The 16,056-nt window shown below is 40.9% G+C and carries 13 protein-coding genes; 4 read left to right on the plus strand and 9 right to left on the minus strand.

All coding sequences use genetic code 11. The features are described from left to right. Positions 1–62 precede the first annotated feature (62 nt). The 4 genes from nth to VB733_RS05300 all read right to left on the minus strand — a co-directional run bounded on the left by nth (position 63) and on the right by VB733_RS05300 (position 4,254). Complete coding sequence (nth, locus tag VB733_RS05285) at positions 63–737, minus strand: endonuclease III (RefSeq protein ID WP_323339103.1); 675 nt, start codon at positions 735–737, stop codon at positions 63–65. A gap of 41 nt (positions 738–778) precedes the next feature. After that, positions 779–1,843, minus strand: a complete 1,065-nt coding sequence (rseP, locus tag VB733_RS05290; RefSeq protein WP_323339052.1) for an RIP metalloprotease RseP — start codon at positions 1,841–1,843, stop codon at positions 779–781. Positions 1,844–2,000: 157 nt separating this feature from the next. Next, positions 2,001–3,281, minus strand: coding sequence for a serine--tRNA ligase (serS, locus tag VB733_RS05295; protein WP_323339053.1), 1,281 nt, complete (start codon positions 3,279–3,281; stop codon positions 2,001–2,003). A 400-nt stretch (positions 3,282–3,681) separates the two neighbouring features. Beyond that, on the minus strand, positions 3,682–4,254 hold the full coding sequence (locus tag VB733_RS05300; RefSeq protein WP_323339054.1) for a DUF3611 family protein: 573 nt from the start codon (positions 4,252–4,254) through the stop codon (positions 3,682–3,684). A 598-nt stretch (positions 4,255–4,852) separates the two neighbouring features. On the opposite strand from VB733_RS05300, the gene VB733_RS05305 reads away from it, so the two are divergent. Beyond that, positions 4,853–5,239: a PadR family transcriptional regulator gene (locus VB733_RS05305; RefSeq protein WP_096610752.1), complete on the plus strand. Its 387-nt coding sequence runs from the start codon at positions 4,853–4,855 to the stop codon at positions 5,237–5,239. 9 nt (positions 5,240–5,248) lie between these two features. Continuing rightward, complete coding sequence (locus VB733_RS05310) at positions 5,249–5,776, plus strand: cofactor assembly of complex C subunit B (protein WP_323339055.1); 528 nt, start codon at positions 5,249–5,251, stop codon at positions 5,774–5,776. 500 nt (positions 5,777–6,276) lie between these two features. On the opposite strand, the gene VB733_RS05315 is transcribed toward VB733_RS05310, so the two are convergent. Next, positions 6,277–6,594: a DUF3155 domain-containing protein gene (locus VB733_RS05315; RefSeq protein ID WP_096613338.1), complete on the minus strand. Its 318-nt coding sequence runs from the start codon at positions 6,592–6,594 to the stop codon at positions 6,277–6,279. 273 nt (positions 6,595–6,867) lie between these two features. Here VB733_RS05315 and VB733_RS05320 point away from each other — a divergent pair, with 273 nt between their 5' ends. Next, positions 6,868–8,331, plus strand: coding sequence for a HAMP domain-containing sensor histidine kinase (locus VB733_RS05320; protein ID WP_323339056.1), 1,464 nt, complete (start codon positions 6,868–6,870; stop codon positions 8,329–8,331). A gap of 117 nt (positions 8,332–8,448) precedes the next feature. Here VB733_RS05320 and VB733_RS05325 read toward each other — a convergent pair whose 3' ends face one another. Both VB733_RS05325 and VB733_RS05330 read right to left on the minus strand, forming a co-directional pair. Then, positions 8,449–9,702 (minus strand): S-layer homology domain-containing protein, encoded by a 1,254-nt coding sequence (locus tag VB733_RS05325; RefSeq protein ID WP_323339057.1) that lies wholly within the window; start codon positions 9,700–9,702, stop codon positions 8,449–8,451. Between the two features lie 778 nt (positions 9,703–10,480). Continuing rightward, positions 10,481–11,245, minus strand: coding sequence for a conjugal transfer protein TrbI (locus VB733_RS05330; protein WP_323339058.1), 765 nt, complete (start codon positions 11,243–11,245; stop codon positions 10,481–10,483). Positions 11,246–11,929: 684 nt separating this feature from the next. On the opposite strand from VB733_RS05330, the gene VB733_RS05335 reads away from it, so the two are divergent. Next, positions 11,930–13,621, plus strand: coding sequence for a potassium channel family protein (locus tag VB733_RS05335; RefSeq protein ID WP_323339059.1), 1,692 nt, complete (start codon positions 11,930–11,932; stop codon positions 13,619–13,621). Between the two features lie 145 nt (positions 13,622–13,766). Here the strand turns inward: VB733_RS05335 and VB733_RS05340 are convergent, their stop codons facing one another. Beyond that, positions 13,767–14,654, minus strand: coding sequence for an MBL fold metallo-hydrolase (locus VB733_RS05340; RefSeq protein ID WP_323339060.1), 888 nt, complete (start codon positions 14,652–14,654; stop codon positions 13,767–13,769). Between the two features lie 400 nt (positions 14,655–15,054). Beyond that, positions 15,055–16,017, minus strand: a complete 963-nt coding sequence (locus VB733_RS05345) for a heme o synthase (protein ID WP_323339104.1) — start codon at positions 16,015–16,017, stop codon at positions 15,055–15,057. Positions 16,018–16,056 lie beyond the last annotated feature (39 nt).

The raw sequence follows: 16,056 nt of genomic DNA on the forward strand, positions 1-16,056 counted from the left end.
ATTCCCTATTCTATATCAAGGGTTAATAATTAGTGGTTAATGGTTATGAAAATTGGGTAATCCTATCCCTTACCATTAGATGGACACAAATCAGCTAACTCGCAGCGATCGCAAGCGGGATTTCTGGCTTTACAAACCGCCCGACCATGATAAATCAGACGAATTGACCAATTTTCCCAATCTGGCTGTGGCAATAATTTCATTAAATCACGTTCGATCCGAATCGGATCATCATGTTCTGTCAAGCCTAAACGATTAGTCAACCGCTTCACATGAGTATCAACTGTTACCCCAGCATTAATGCCAAAGGCATGTGCTAGGACAACATTTGCTGTTTTCCTGGCAACCCCTGGCAGCTTCAATAAATCATCCATCCGATTTGGTACTTGCCCGCCAAAGTCCTTCATAATCATCCGACAAGCACCTTGGATATTTTTAGCCTTGTTGCGATAAAAACCCGTTGTCCGTACCAATTCTTCGATTTCCCCCAAATCTGCATTTGCCAGACTGGCGGCATCAGGAAAGCGAGCAAATAATACTGATGTCACTTTATTAACTCGCTCATCTGTACACTGAGCAGAAAGAATTGTTGCTACTAGCAGTTGAACCGTTGTGGAATAGTTTAACGAGCAAGTAGCATCGGGATAAAGACGTTGCAGACGCACAAGAATTTCCAGCGCCCGTTGTTTTTTAGATGACCTTTTAGATGGTCTTTTTAATGAACTTGTCGGGGTAATACTCACTTCGATGCCTGACTCAACTAACAGATTCCCACAGGTTATTGAAACAATGCTTCTTTGACGATTAGAAAAATACCTAATCCCAAAAGTAACATTAAACCTGTTTGCATTACACCCTCTTGGATGCGGTTAGGTAAGGGTTTACCGCGCAAACCTTCGATTAACAAAAATGCCAATTGCCCGCCATCCAAAGCAGGTAGGGGCAAAATATTAATAATTGCCAGGTTAATGCTAATCAATGCCCCAAAAAAGAATAGATTACCCGTGTCGTTTTGAGCAATGCTAGCACCAATTTTGACGATTTTCACAGGACCCGCGACTTGTCCAGCAGTTTCGCCAAAATTAGTAATTAGCTGCCCAAAACCACCAACAGTCCCAACAACGATTTGCTGGAATTTATTGGCAGCGACACCAAAAATCTCAGAAATATTTTGAGAACGACGGTAAACGGGTTTGCCATTGGGTGATAATCTAATCCCGATCGCACCTTTGCCATCTTTACCAGGTTCAGGGGTTAATTTGAGATTCAGTCTCTGTTCTTGTCGTTGAATTTGTAATGCAATTTCTTGGTTAGGATTATTTTGAATTTCTTCCCTCAATATCGACAGCGAATCTGGAGATGCGGGAATTTGTTTGTTATTGACGGCAAGAACAATATCGTTGTCTCTAATTCCTGCGGCATAAGCAATCGATTTTTCGCTAGCGGGTTGAACAACTGTACCTGGCTGATACTGAAGTCCTTCCGGAATACCAATAATACCAAGTTGTAAAACTAGTAATAGGTAAGCAAAAATTAAATTGGCAATGACACCAGCACTAATGACGATCGCCCGATCTAAAATGGGACGATTACGCAGTAAATTCGGGTCATCGGCAGGAATATCGCTGTCGGGATCATCATCAGGAAAACCTACAAACCCCCCCAATGGAAAGGCTCGCACAGCATACTCAGTTTCCGAACCCTGATATTTCCACAGTACCGGACCAAAACCGAGGGAAAAGCGATTAACATGAATACCTTGTGACCTTGCTGCAATAAAATGACCCAGTTCGTGAACTAGGATTAAAACAGCTAAAACTGCGATCGCCGCTAAAAATGACATAGATTAATTTTAATTAACATTCAGCTACACTTATCCATTCTAAAGCGTGTATCTGACTCAATCCTCCCCAAAATGTATTATTTCGGTATTGGGTAATCCGCAACAGGTGGAGTGATATCAACATCAGTCTCCCCATCTCCCCATCTCCCCATCTCCCCTACAATACCTCCCGTCCCATAAACGGTTGCAACACTTCCGGAATGCGAATAGTACCGTCAGCTTGTTGATAATTCTCCAACACAGCCGCCATTGTTCTACCAATAGCCAAACCTGAACCATTCAAAGTATGAACAAACTGTGTCCCCTTCTTCCCTGATTCCTTAAAGCGAATATCTGCACGACGTGCTTGGAAATCACCACAATTAGAACAACTAGAAATTTCCCGATATTTACCAGAAGATGGCAGCCAAACTTCTAAATCATAGGTTTTTGTCGAACCAAAGCCCAAATCACCCGTACACAACTCGATAACTCGATAGGGCAATTTCAACGCTTGTAGAATCGCTTCGGCATTACCGACTAATTTCTCCAGCTCCTCAAACGAAGAATTGGGGTGAACGAATTTTACCAATTCCACCTTATTAAATTGATGCAAGCGAATTAAACCTCGCATATCCCGTCCGTAGCTGCCAGCTTCGCGACGAAAACAAGGAGTATAGGCACAATGATAAATCGGTAAATCCTCTGCCGACAGGATTTCACCCCGATATAGGTTCGTCACAGGGACTTCCGCAGTCGGAATCAACCACAAATCATCCGCCGCACATTTAAAGCTTTCCTCAGCAAACTTGGGTAATTGTCCCGTGGCTGTGAGCGAGTCGGTATTTACCAAAATTGGTGGAATTACTTCCACATAACCAGCCGCAATTTGAGTATTGAGCATAAATTGTATCAATGCTCGCTCCAACGCTGCACCTGCACCAATCAGAGTAATAAAGCGACTCTGGGCGACTTTGACTGCACGTTCGACGTTGAGAATACCCATTTTCTCAGCAATTTCCCAGTGAGGAATAATGCCTGCATTTTGGGGAATATACTCATCACCCCATTTACGAATTTCTACATTTTCTTCTTCACCTCTACCCAAGGGTGTAGATTCACTGGGTAAATTTGGCAGCGCTAGGACAAGTTCTTGAATTTGCTCTTTTAATTCCTTCTCCTGCGGTTCTAGTTCACTAATTTTCGCCTTCATCGCTTTCCCTTCATCGCGCAAAGCTTCAATTTCCACACTTTTTGGATCGGCACCAGCTTTGATTTTTTGGGGAATCTGGCTAGCAATTTCATTCCCACGGGCTTGAAGTTGATTTCGCGTTGCTTCCAGTTCGCGTTGTTTTTGATTTAATGCCAATATCGGTTGAAGATCGTACTTGTCACCGCGACTCGTCAAGCGTTGTTGTACTAACTCTGGATTTTCCCGTATTTGCTTGATATCTAACACAAAAATTCTGCTCTTATTTCTAGTTAATATATTCTGTCAACACACCAGCATACAGCATACAAGCAATGCCCAGATGATTGATTTTCGCCTATTGTCGTTGGTAGTGGACGCAAAGTGCCAAAATTTTACCCTAGCAGTATTTTTAGGCAAATTTATTTAGGCAAATTTATAATTATCAAGCCCATAAAGCCATGATTAAGCTTAATCTTCTATTAATCTTGGGATTAATCTTGAGATTAATTTTTTGATGAATCATGCGATCGCTCATCAGGTCTCATCAGATGAATAAGTATATTAACTGATACTTGCTTTCGCCAGCATCAATAAATTTGTCTTAATCCATAATTTGTGATTGGGAATACCTACAGAAGCTTACCCTATCCTCGTTATTCCCTAATTTCTACTTAGTAATGCGATTTAGCAACCAAATAGAACCCACAAGTCCGGCAAAATGTGCCGAAACCGTATTGGTATTCGCTTGAACGACAAAAATATCGAGTGGCTGAATGATGCGACTGGGGTCAACTTGGGTGATCGTACCGGGAATAATTTGCGAGACTGTCAGCGATTTAGTTAACAAAATCCCCACAATCGCCTGTGCCCCTATTAGTGTTAATAATATCCCCACCAAATGTACAAGCAACCCTAAACGCACAACTTGGACTGTTTCTAATTTGCGAGGACGATTACTCGGATTTGCAGAATCCAGTTGTCTACCAATACGAACGTAACGGAAAGAAATAAAAAGACCTATTCCTAAGGCAACCAATCCGCTAATTGCAAAAAATATACCCAGTCCAGCCCCAGGATTATTTCCTATCCCAGCAGTCCTAGAAGACGCGCTGAAACTTGCAAACAATAAAATCCCTCCCGACACCAAGCCTAAAACTAACTGTGACCAAAAGGTAATCCAACCAGTGAGACGAAAAAGTTTGGCGATCGCTCGCAGTTGCGATTCGGATGTTTCTGACATAACTCAACCTTCAATTCTAATCAGCTTCAACGCTCGTTGTATTTCAGCTTGTCGCATTTATTTAACTTAACTATCGCACTTCTCTACCTACCCCTCAATCCTTTGCACACAAATCCAATCAGGAATAGGGCATTACCAAAGATACAGAGAGGTAAAAATCATTTTATTCCTCTATCCCCACGTCCTCCATTTCCCCTTCCCATTACTTTCGGTAATTACTACCCTAGAAAGTGTTTATTAAGTTTTACAAAAAATATCGCATTTTACCTTTAAAATAACTTGGGTGGCATTTTATGCTTAAGCAAACCAAACTCACCTGGCATCACTTGACACACTGATAACAACATTCGCTGTTATCAATCCGCTCCTCACCACACCACATGCAAGGTCGAGAAAAAGGCACAATATACTGTGTCTTAACGGTTTACGCTCCCATCTCACGGTTAGTCAGCGTGAGAGAATGTATATTATTTGCGCTGTGGCATTACAGCCTAAGTAGCGTTATATACTTACCAATCTAGGGGGTAGCACTATATACTGGCTACAGAGATTTTAAGCTCGCTAAACCCCCAGGCATTCTTTTAGCCATTCACAAACCATGAAACTTGAGGATATATATCAGTTCTTTGAGAATCCTCCGCCAACTTACCTGTGCCAAGAACTAGCAGTTTGTTACATTTTGTCGGTTTTGCGAGAGGGAGAATCTTACGGTACCGAGTTGATCCAAAAACTGGAGCAAGAATACCCAACCTATCGACTTTCGGATACCGTGCTTTATAGTGCGATTAAATTCCTCGAAGACGAAAAGGCAATTACTGGGTATTGGAAGAAGCTCGAAGGGCGAGGTCGTCCTCGACGCATGTACCAAGTCTCCCCCGAATGGCACAGGCAATCGAGAGAATTAGCTGATTTATGGCAAGAGTACATCAAGGGGAGGTCAAATTCACTAATAATTAGTAATGAACCAATTGCCTCCGGTGAGTAACCGCTTGTTATGGATAATGCTGTTCTGCCATCTACGTTGTTGCTAACTTTGCTGTTAATTGTTGGGCAAGTTTTTTTTATACGAGCCTCGACTAAAGACCGCACTGAAAAAGCACAGCTTGTTTCAACTCAGGAGGAAACTATTCTTTTACCTCTGATAAAAGAATACTTCCAATCACGGTACTACCGAGTGGCAGAGGTAGACCCCGAACAAAACCAAGTCACATTTGAAGGGTTTGTCCGACCTAGCTTATTTTTGGCAGCGTTTTTAACGCTGCTAGCATTTGTCGGCTGTCTATGTCTTGCCTTGGTTTTGTCGCAACTTTTACCAAACTTTGGTTTTGCTTCTTTAGGGTTGCTGCTTCTGTCTCCTTTAAGTGGATTATTCTATTGGAAAAAAGCTGGAAGACTTGAGAAAGTTGTTTTGAAGGTGGAATCCTCCGCCAGCAATCCAGATTTCTCAAGTTGTATAACTGTAGTTGCCCATCGCGACGAACTCAATGAGTTACAGCAAGCACTACAATTAAAAATTGCTTAATGACTGCTGCTATCCAAAATTGTTATTGAGTTAGGCAAGGAGCTTTCGTTACTGAATCGTGAATTAATGCGAAAGGTTGAGGAAGCAACTTTGCTAATTACCACTAATCTCCACGACAATTGTCGTGGAGAAAAGCTGTTTATTTGAAAGAGTGTATGACTATACTTAATAAAACTCTTTCTCAGATTGCAATAGACTCGTATAACTTTCTTGCTCAAGCAATCCCATTGTCCGAGTCAGTCACAACTGCGGCTAATTGATTAAGTCAATTCAACTTTTTCAATTTCAATTTATTCAAGTTAAGTTGACTATTTTTCCTCGATTTACCTTAGTCCTAAACTTAGTCTTAGAATGCCCCTTACGGAGCATTGCTGGCAATCAAGCTACATCATTAAGAAAAAATGAATTTTTGAATAAAAGTCACCTTTTTGCCAGTTAATTATTCTCAAGGAGCGAAAAAACTCTCAGAAGGTTGATCCAGTTTACCGATATCGATTAGTTTACCGAGCCGCTAAAGCAAGTACCTCCTGTCCTGGCGAAGGCTCCAAAGTTCTCAAACTGGGAAACAAAAAGTGATTTTCCTCAACATATTGAGCACCGAACAGACCTTTTTCAGCCCAAAAATATCGGTCTGTTGTATGCTCATTCCGCTTCACGAGTAGCAATGCGGGTGGCGCTATACCTTCGGATTGAATAAATTTTCTTGCTGCCGTTACAGGTTTATCTTCGCCACTCTCTATACTAAACTGAGGCACGTGCTCTAGAATTCGCCGTCCTTCCTGGCGACGACGGCTCTTCCGCTTGCGTCTCCTTGCCAAGCTAAATTCCTCCTCTTTCAAGCGACAGTTTGTAGTTATAGCTACAAAATCCGTCGTCATTATAAAAGTTCTGGTCTAAAAAATCAACTGCTTTTAAAGTATTGATACAACTAAAGCGATAACTTTAAAGGTAGATAAATCAAAAGCGATACAATATATATTAATGGGGAACAAAGAATAATTTAAAAGATTTTGTTAATATTTGTTAAAAAGAAAAAGTTTATCCTTGGGTGTTTTACTTATAATCGGTAATTTATTGAGCAGAAGCTAAAAATGTCAATGTCTGCCAGTTCGGAGTTTGTTGCTCTAGCTAGAGAGCAAATGGCGCTGTTAGCCCAAGGGCTGGGAGCATCTTTGAGTGTTTTATACTTAACGCAGGAATTAGTTCAGTCGCCGACAAAAGAGGCAAAGTTAGTTCCTGTAGTTGTTTATCCAGAAAACTCTGTGTTGGGGCAAATGCATTCGATTGACTGGGTGACAATGGAGACTGGATATCCAGATTGGTTGGAAGAAAATAGTGAAGAAAATAAAAACCCCTTATCTTTTCCAAGAAGTCAAAGATTGCTGACAGGGGGAGAGAATTATCTGGAAGCATCAAGAGAATTTGTTGACAGTAATACCAGTTTTTCAGCAGGCTTACCCAATCAAGAAATACCAGATTTGCAAAATGAATTGTTATTAAATGGCGTTCGTGAAGCATTTCCCAGGGAGAATAGGGTAGTTTTACCCCTGATTCATGAAGATATGATGATGGGTGTATTGGTAACGACTCGCAATCATCGGAATTGGAACGATCGCGAATTGAGCGAAATTAAACGAGTTGTACAAACTATCACACTCGCCTGTATTTTGGATCGAAAACAGGTATGGTTACGCCAGCAGTTACATTCCTCGCAGATTTTACAGGAAAAGCAGCAGGATTTGCTTGATAACTTGTTACATCAGTTTCGTAATCCACTCACAGCACTACGAACCTTTGGGAAGCTATTAATGAAAAGGTTGCAACCAGGAGACAGGAACCGGGATGCGGCTGAGTCAATCGTCAGAGAGAGCGATCGCTTGCAAGAATTATTGCAAAAATTCGAGGAAGTAATTGACTTAACAGATCGAGATTTGGCGGGGTTACTACCAGTAAATAATCAAATACAGAATCAATTGGTCGTTGATATCTCACAGCAAAAACAGCCAAAACCCGCATTACTATTACCAGGTTCCAATGAGACAGTTAGCGAATGTAACATTGCGGATATATTGAAACCTTTGTTAGACTCCGCAAGTGCGATCGCTCAAGAAAGAAACTTGGAATTAGTCACCGAAATTCCTGCTAATTTACCGAAAATTAAAGCAAATACAAAAGCATTACGTGAAGTTTTCAATAATATTATTGACAATGCCTTGAAATATACTCCCGCCCAAGGGGCAATATTAGTACAAGCGGGACAAGAAAAGAACCGAGAACAAAATCAAAAACAACTCAGAATGCAAGGAATCTCAATTAGTGATACTGGTTGCGGTATTCCTCAGCAAGATTTAGAGCATATTGGCGAGAGACATTACCGGGGAGTCCAAGCACAAACAGAAATTCCCGGAACAGGTTTAGGTTTAGCAATCGCCAAGCAGTTAATAGAAGAAATGCAGGGTGAAATTCAAGTCTTTAGCCCCGCCTTAAACTCAATTATTAAAAACCCAGCCACTCCAGGAACTACCTTTATTATTTGGTTGCCCATTTGTGATTAATTATTATTGATAACTAGTTGTATGGTGACAATCAAAACGAATCAAGAGAGTGTAGGACACCGCACTACACTCTCTTCAAGTTTTATATTTAATTAAACCAGCGACATCAACTACTAACTATTTCAAGGAAATTTGTAAATTTTGCCCGATAGTCATTTGTAAATCGGTGTCGGGGTCAATTACAATCAAATCTACACTCTTCTTGCCGAAGAAAGCACCAATCAAACCACCGATAGCAGCACCACCGAGAACTTCCTCAGTGGCGATCGCTCTATCACCTGTAACTACTGATACTGCTGCGGCTGCACCTGCTCCATATACAGCACTTTTTAACGCAGAACTTAAACGGCTACCTTTTTGGATGGTTTCGATTTTGGTAATCGGCTCAGATTGAGCATTAATTGCGTATTCTTGTCCGTTAGTTAATATCAGCTTGTCTGCAACAAACTGCGAGCCTTTTTCACCTTTGACTGGCTTCAATTGTCCGACAACTTGACTACCTGCGGGAATAATTACTTGACCCCTTTCGGTGACGACATTTTGCGAGACTGTCAATGTCAAAGGTGCGGTTTCATCTTTGGTGACAACAATTTTTTCGGCTTTGTCATATTTTACAGGGATAGCAGTTCCTTGAGGAATGACGATTGCTACCGGGGTTTGCTCGTCAGCATTGAGGGCAACGATGAATGGTGAGTTGATTGCAGCAGCTTGATTGCTACTAACTAATGCTTGATAGATAAATGCAGCAACTTGGGCGCGGGTTGCAGTTCTATTAGGGTTGAGGAATTTGAGATTGGGATAGTTGACTACAATGCGATTTTCGGTTGCTGCGGCAATAGGCGATCGCGCATAACCGGAGATATTGTTAGAATCGTTAAAATATTGCAGTGTGCTTTCTACATTGTTTTGAGCGCTATATTCCAACCCATTTGCCAAGGAAACCAATACTTGTTCACGAGGAATCGCTTGGTTAGGTTCAAAACGGTTTCCGGGATATCCAGATAGGAAACCTGTAGTATAAGCTTGTTGAATCGCGCTCGCAGCCCAATAACTGCTATTGACATCTACAAAACGAGTTCCTTGGCGGATTTGGTTTTTTTGGAAGGCTTTATTAACCATTGCCGCAAATTGAGCGCGGGTAACTTGTTCATCAGGACGAAACGAGCCATCAGGAAATCCAGCGATGACACCGCGTTGTGCAAGTGATTGAATGAATTGTGCAGCCCAATAGTTGGATTGCACATCAGAAAACGAAGTTGCTGTTTGAGCAAACGATGGCGCAGGTGCAACCATAGGTGCAACAGTACCTGCGGTGATTCCCATAGCCATGAATGCAGCCAAGCCAGATTGCCAACGTTTTGTAACAGCCATTGTTTGAATTCTCCCCTTCAGTTCTTTGTTTTCTGTTAGTTGTTTTGACTTTTTTAGGAATCTCTTGTTCCAGTTTTTAAGATGTATGCAAATGTTTTTTGCTATTGTTTTTTGCTATTAAAACTAGCTCATTGATATTTGTTAATAGCCTCCATTTGCCAGTCTTTTCCAAATCCATCTTGCTATAAACATATTAAAATTTCCATCACTGATCGCGACATAGATATGCAACAAGATTAATAGTTGCATTTATCTAAAGAGATAAGTGATTAATTCGGATTTGGTATATGCTCGAATTTCTTTTGTTCGCTTTTACTAATCACCAATATCTAATGAAAGTAAACTAATTAGTTTGGTTTAGCTACAGCGATGAGATAAGAGTCGTTTTCTGAGCCTGATGTATCCAATGACGCAGTATAAATAAAATTGTTGCCAGTAAAATTTAAAATTGGATATTTTTTACTCAGAGAAGCTTACAGAAGAATAAGCCAGAGTGGAGAATGAAAACAACCATAGATGTACGCAGAGATTAATTAACGGTAATATAATCCTTACGTACTCCTGCTGCAAAATACGGGATATACCTAGGGATGGAGTTTAACCACTTATTGTGTAGGTTGACACGAAGACAATTAATGGTGGCTGAATTATCTAGATTTGATATTCATGTTTACCTAAAATTAAAGCGACACTCCAATTCAGAGCATCGCCTTGGGGGATATTTAAAAGTTACAGTTTCAAAATCTCAAGTCGATTGGCTTAACCGATATTGTTAAACCTAGTAATTGTAATTATTGGAATTGTAGTAGTAGCCATTATTACGACCCATAGATACAGTTAATGGCGAATCTAAACGCAGGGTTAAATCACGTTGGGTATCAACAGCAATTAAATCTGCTTCTTTACCACCTTTAATTACACGGTAGATACTACCAGCCGCACCACCAATTAATAATTCACCCACTCCAATTTTTTTGTCCCCAGTTAAAAGTCCAATGACTGCACCTGCTGCTGCACCATAACCAGCATCACGGAGAATTTCACCCGTTTGTGGTCCTTTTTTCACTTTTTCTGTCCGGGTAACAACATCGGAAGATGCATCGATTCTCTTGGTTTCACCATTGGGTAATTCGATTTCTCTAGCAATAAATTGTGCCCCTTGGATATCATTAGAGTCACTGGAATTGTTCGAGTTCCAAGAATCACGTCTTCTTACAGGTACAAATTCACCCTTAATTTTACTATCACGAGGAATCAAGACATTTCCACCATTACGATCAACTAGGTTTTGAGAAACGACTAGTGTCGCTTTCATTGTTTCCCCAGGTACTAGGTAAATTTTGTCTTTGTCATATTTGGTAGGTATTCTTGCACCTCTGCTAATGGTAATATCGCGGCTATTGTAGCCATCATTTCTTGGTTGCCCAATTCGATATTGAGCATTTGCTGGCGAAAGTATAAATACTGGCGCAACTGTACCTGTTGTAATTGCGATCGCCATCATTGCTGCTGTTCCAGATTTCCAACTGTTAAGGCGTTTCATAACCAATTCCTTTTGCATCTCCAGTTATTTTTACTGACGTAAAGTTACAGAGTTTGTTTCTAATATTTTTCGAGTTTTTTTCTGCCTATCTTGGGGAATATTCTGATAGATATAGCAATTATATTTGATTTACCAAAAAATCTTGTCTGAGATAATTGATATATTTTCAATGTTGCTAAAATTATTCTCAATTCCAGCACAGAAAGCCCCTAAATCGCTTCTCCAACTGAGCAAATAAATAATTTAGGACTAATATAAGCATTAGTAAATACCTACAAATATTTCAGTTATTCTCATAACCAAAATAGAAAAATTTACCCTAATAAATATTTGTAGAAGTTGAGTTTAATTAGCTTAATCATCACATAATCATCTATGATTTCATCCAAATCACTTTTATCTACTAAATATCATGCTAAGTGACAGCCAAGACGTGCAGTTTCCAGATTTGTTCCGACTCTGTAGTCTTGAATACTGAGTGGCTAATTAGGAAATGGGCTGAAGCGCAACAGAAACCAGTCCGTATCTACCCGCAGTATCAGATGATATGGTGAATTGCGAAGGACGAATTGCAAATTACCCTTTTTTGCTGTTCGTTGGTTTAGCTACAGTTCCAATTAAGATATACGAGCAAGAATAGTAATTATTTAACAATGCAGCTTCTCTGCTGGTAATGCTGCCAATATGAAACCTCGTATAATTGTTTGTGGCTTAGGGCGTACTGGATATAAGATATTTCGCTTGCTGCGTCAACAAGGTGCATTGGTGGTAGGTATTCATAATCGTTCTATCCCAGGTGAAACCGCAGGAGACGTAATTATCGGTAATTTACATGCAGCTAGCACCTTAAAAGCTGCTGGGATTGAGTGGGCACACACTTTGGTAATTGCCACTTCTGATGATGCGGTAAACTTGTCGGTGACTATGCAGGCTCGTGTACTTAACCCGCGCATTCGCATTATTAACCGATTTTTTAATACTAACTTAGGCGATCGCCTCGATCAAACTTTGCCTGAGCATATGAGTATGAGTGTGGCTGGTTTGGCTGCACCTGTGTTTGCCTTTGCAGCACTTGGGAATAAAGCAATTGGACAGATTAAGTTATTTGACCAAACATGGCCCATTCATGAAGAATATATCGACAATAAGCACCCTTGGCATGGTCGGCAAATTGATGATTTGTGGGATAACCGATCGCGGATGTTAATTTATTATCTGCCAGTAGAGGGCGATATGGATTTAATCTCGGCGGTTACTTCTAGAACCAGGCTACGAGAAGGCGATCGCATTATCGTTGGTAGTAAACCTCGTGTGCGTTCCAGCCGTCGCTCGTTAATTATCAAACTCTTTAAGGTAATCACAAATCTACGTCAGTTCCAAGAACATGCACAGTCTGTCGTGGGAATGACAATTGCCCTATTTTTAATTATTGCGATCGCCACTCTCATCTATACTTCTACAAATAATACTGTCTCTATTATTGATGCTTTATATTTTGCTGTCGGGATGATTACGGGGGCAGGTGGAAATGATCAGGTTGTGGAGAATGCTCCAACCAGTGTCAAGTTATTCACCGTAGTCATGATGCTAATAGGGGCAGCAATCATTGGTTTACTCTATGCACTTCTCAACGATTTCATTCTCGGTAGTCGCTTTCGGCAATTTCTAGATGCAGCTCGTATTCCTGCTAAAAATCATTACGTGGTTTGTGGTTTAAGTGGGACTGGTATAAAAATTGTTCAGCATCTGCATACAAGTGGACATGATGTAGTTGTCCTTGAACCTGACCCCAATAACCGCTTTGTGAATACTGCTCGCAGCTTGGGAATTCCCGTCATCAATGGCGACGCAAGCTTTCCGGCAACTCTGCAAGCCGCACATTTAGCAACGGCGGCAGCCCTCATCGCTGTCTGTGGCAATGATGCGACAAATCTCGAAATCGCTTTGAATGCCAAAGCTATCACCCCAAAAGTACCAATTATTGTTCGTTATGCAGACCCGGATTTTGCCCGAATAGCACAGCAAGTCTTTGATTTTGATGCTGTCCTCAGTCCCGCAGAACTAGCTGCACCTGCATTTGCCGCCGCCGCCTTGGGGGGACGTGTTCTCGGTAATGGGATTACGGCGGATAGTCTCTGGGTCGCTTTAGCAACATTAATTACGATCGCCCATCCCTTTTGTTGTTTGAAAATCGAAGAAGCGGCGATGTTGGCTGATTTCGTGCCGTTGTATGTAGAAACAAATAATAAAACCTTACATGGGTGGGATTTACTTAATACCTATTTATGCCCTGGTGATGTGCTTTATTTAACTATGCCAGCAACTAAGTTACATATGTTGTGGCGACATCCATCGTCAAAGGCAACTGCTAGTTAGTTTGTTTGTTAGTTAAAGCTATCAGCCTTTAACTAGCTTGAAAGAGTCATTAGTCATTTATTATTCCCCGCGTCCCCGCGTCCCCGTCTCTCCGTGTCCGCTTTTCATGCTTGGCGACGAAATTTTTTCATTGGTACTGCCTCTGCTATGCATTTTCCATCCAATTTAGGCATTTTTGCATTTCCTGAGCCATCGTTAAGGCATCAGCATGATACCTGCGTCCGTGTCCTGGTAATACCCATTCAAAAGAGTAATCTAATAAACGCCGCATTGATTGAATTTGCTCGGAAAATGAATACCAGCAGAAATCCCGAAAAGCAATTAATTGTTGTAGTGATTTTGACCAAGCTAAGTGGTCACCTGTAAAAAGATATTTATTTTTGTAGAGTAAAACTGTATGTCCCTTGGTATGTCCGGGAACGGGAATAATTAGTAAATCGGGAGATTGTTCAAAAATATCTGAGCCAAAAATATCTGAACCAGTTAATTGAATTTCGACATTCTCTGTTCCAGAAGTAATATCATCGCTGTGGAGAATACGCTGACAGTGAAAATGTGCGGCAAATTTTTGATGATCAGCAACATCATCGCGATGGGTTAAATACATATAATCTACTCCTCCTCGCTGTTCCAACTGTTTTACCAAGGGAGGAGTAAACCGAGGTGAATCAATTAATATATTTCCTTCTGGTCTTTGAATAAAATAACTTGCCGCAGCATAGGATTTTTCCGAATGATAACCGCAATGATAAACATTATCGTCAATTGCGATCGGCAAACTCGACTGGGCGATTTTAATATCTTCCGGTTTTTCGACAGTACCAATCGAACTTGTAGGACAAGATAGTAAAGCCTGAAGTGCTGCAAGTCGTTCTACTGCATTTGTCGGTTGATGATAAACAGCAGATTGTTCACCTTTGGTAGTAAATACGCTTGGAGCCATCCAACGGCAAGTATCGCAATTAATGCAAGTCGTATCCACGTAAAAGTCCCCGTTTACGTTTTCAGAACGACGTTGATTTAAATGTGCCATATCAAAACCCTTTTGATTCCTATGACGATCATAACAAAAACGAAGCCGTTATGACTTTAAATTTATCAAGAATTATAAATCAATACGGTTCAGTTAAGAATATAAATTAACTACCAAAACCTGAGTTCGGGTTAAGAGTTTTGTTTCAATTTGAATTAAGAAGGCTTATAATTCCTTGCTCCCAAAAATTTTTGTATTTCTTATTTGGAGGGGGTTTGGGGGAGAATCCCCCAAGTCTTGGTTCTCAACAAATCGATTACTGACAACCTTAACTGAACCGTATTGAATTATAAATTTTCCAAATCACAGCCTCATCACAAAAAAAACTATTCCCCCGCAAAACCCGATCGCGTCTGCGGAGGAACTAAGTTAAAATTCAATTTTCCAGCCAATTTTCAACCTACAGCGAAGCTACAAGTAGATGTAATTGATTGACTGCAAAACTAACAGCATTATGGGTAATAGGCAAACTATCAACCACCATACCCAAACACAAAAGCATCATGTAGGAAATGGAATAAAGAAACAATCCTTTGGCGGTAGGTTTATCCTCAGGATTTTGTAGTAATTGCCATGCTTTATGGATAAAAACAATACCCAGAGATAATGCGATCGCGCCATATAAAAACCCGCTTTCATGTAACGGGTAAATCAGCAAAAAGCTTGCAAATACTGTGATTAAGGTATACCACCAAATTTGCCAGACTGTCGCCTTTGCTCCAGCAATTACTGGTAGCATTGGTATCCCAACTTTTGCGTAATCATCCCGAATCATCAACGCCAAAGCCCAGAAATGGGGAGGTGTCCAAACAAAGACGATCGCAAAAATTAACCAAGCAGCCCAGCTTAAGCTACCCGTAACCGCAGCCCAACCAACTAAAGCCGGAATTGCACCAGCAGCACCACCAATCACAATGTTTTGGGTGCTGTGACGCTTGAGCATATGAGTATAAATAAGAACATAAAACCCAATGCCAGACATTGCCAGCAAAGCAGCTAACAAATTGGCGAAAACAGACAAGAGAGTAAACGAAAGCAAACCGAGAACAACGGCGAAAACTAGAGCATCACGAGGTTGAACCTTACCTGAAGGCAAAGGGCGGTGGCGTGTTCGCTCCATATCATAATCAATATCGCGATCGTAGACACAATTAATTGTTTGGGCACTAGCAGCCGCCAGAGTACCACCAGTTAAAGTCACCAACAATAGTAATGGGTCTACCTGTCCCCTAGCAGCAATCCACATGCTGCCGGCGGTGGTAATCAGTAGTAAGGGAATAATTCGCGGTTTTGTGAGTTGGTAGTAGCTCTGAACCACTTGGAGAAAACTTTGGTGGTGGCGAGAGACATTTGTCTCAATCATCTTGGCACTAGTTCCTTTATCTAAAATAATTTGGGCATT

Source organism: Calothrix sp. UHCC 0171, assembly GCF_034931845.1.
Taxonomy (GTDB): domain Bacteria; phylum Cyanobacteriota; class Cyanobacteriia; order Cyanobacteriales; family Nostocaceae; genus Brunnivagina.

What these genes read in the sequence shown, in the direction of transcription:
- rseP (WP_323339052.1), bottom strand. Translation starts at nt 1,843, where the DNA reads ATGTCATTTTTAGCGGCGATCGCAGTTTTAGCTGTTTTAATCCTAGTT.
- VB733_RS05330 (WP_323339058.1), bottom strand. Translation starts at nt 11,245, where the DNA reads ATGAAACGCCTTAACAGTTGGAAATCTGGAACAGCAGCAATGATGGCG.
- VB733_RS05305 (WP_096610752.1), top strand. Translation starts at nt 4,853, where the DNA reads ATGAAACTTGAGGATATATATCAGTTCTTTGAGAATCCTCCGCCAACT.
- VB733_RS05340 (WP_323339060.1), bottom strand. Translation starts at nt 14,654, where the DNA reads ATGGCACATTTAAATCAACGTCGTTCTGAAAACGTAAACGGGGACTTT.
- VB733_RS05325 (WP_323339057.1), bottom strand. Translation starts at nt 9,702, where the DNA reads ATGGCTGTTACAAAACGTTGGCAATCTGGCTTGGCTGCATTCATGGCT.
- VB733_RS05300 (WP_323339054.1), bottom strand. Translation starts at nt 4,254, where the DNA reads ATGTCAGAAACATCCGAATCGCAACTGCGAGCGATCGCCAAACTTTTT.
- VB733_RS05345 (WP_323339104.1), bottom strand. Translation starts at nt 16,017, where the DNA reads ATGATTGAGACAAATGTCTCTCGCCACCACCAAAGTTTTCTCCAAGTG.
- VB733_RS05310 (WP_323339055.1), top strand. Translation starts at nt 5,249, where the DNA reads ATGGATAATGCTGTTCTGCCATCTACGTTGTTGCTAACTTTGCTGTTA.
- VB733_RS05335 (WP_323339059.1), top strand. Translation starts at nt 11,930, where the DNA reads ATGAAACCTCGTATAATTGTTTGTGGCTTAGGGCGTACTGGATATAAG.
- VB733_RS05320 (WP_323339056.1), top strand. Translation starts at nt 6,868, where the DNA reads ATGTCAATGTCTGCCAGTTCGGAGTTTGTTGCTCTAGCTAGAGAGCAA.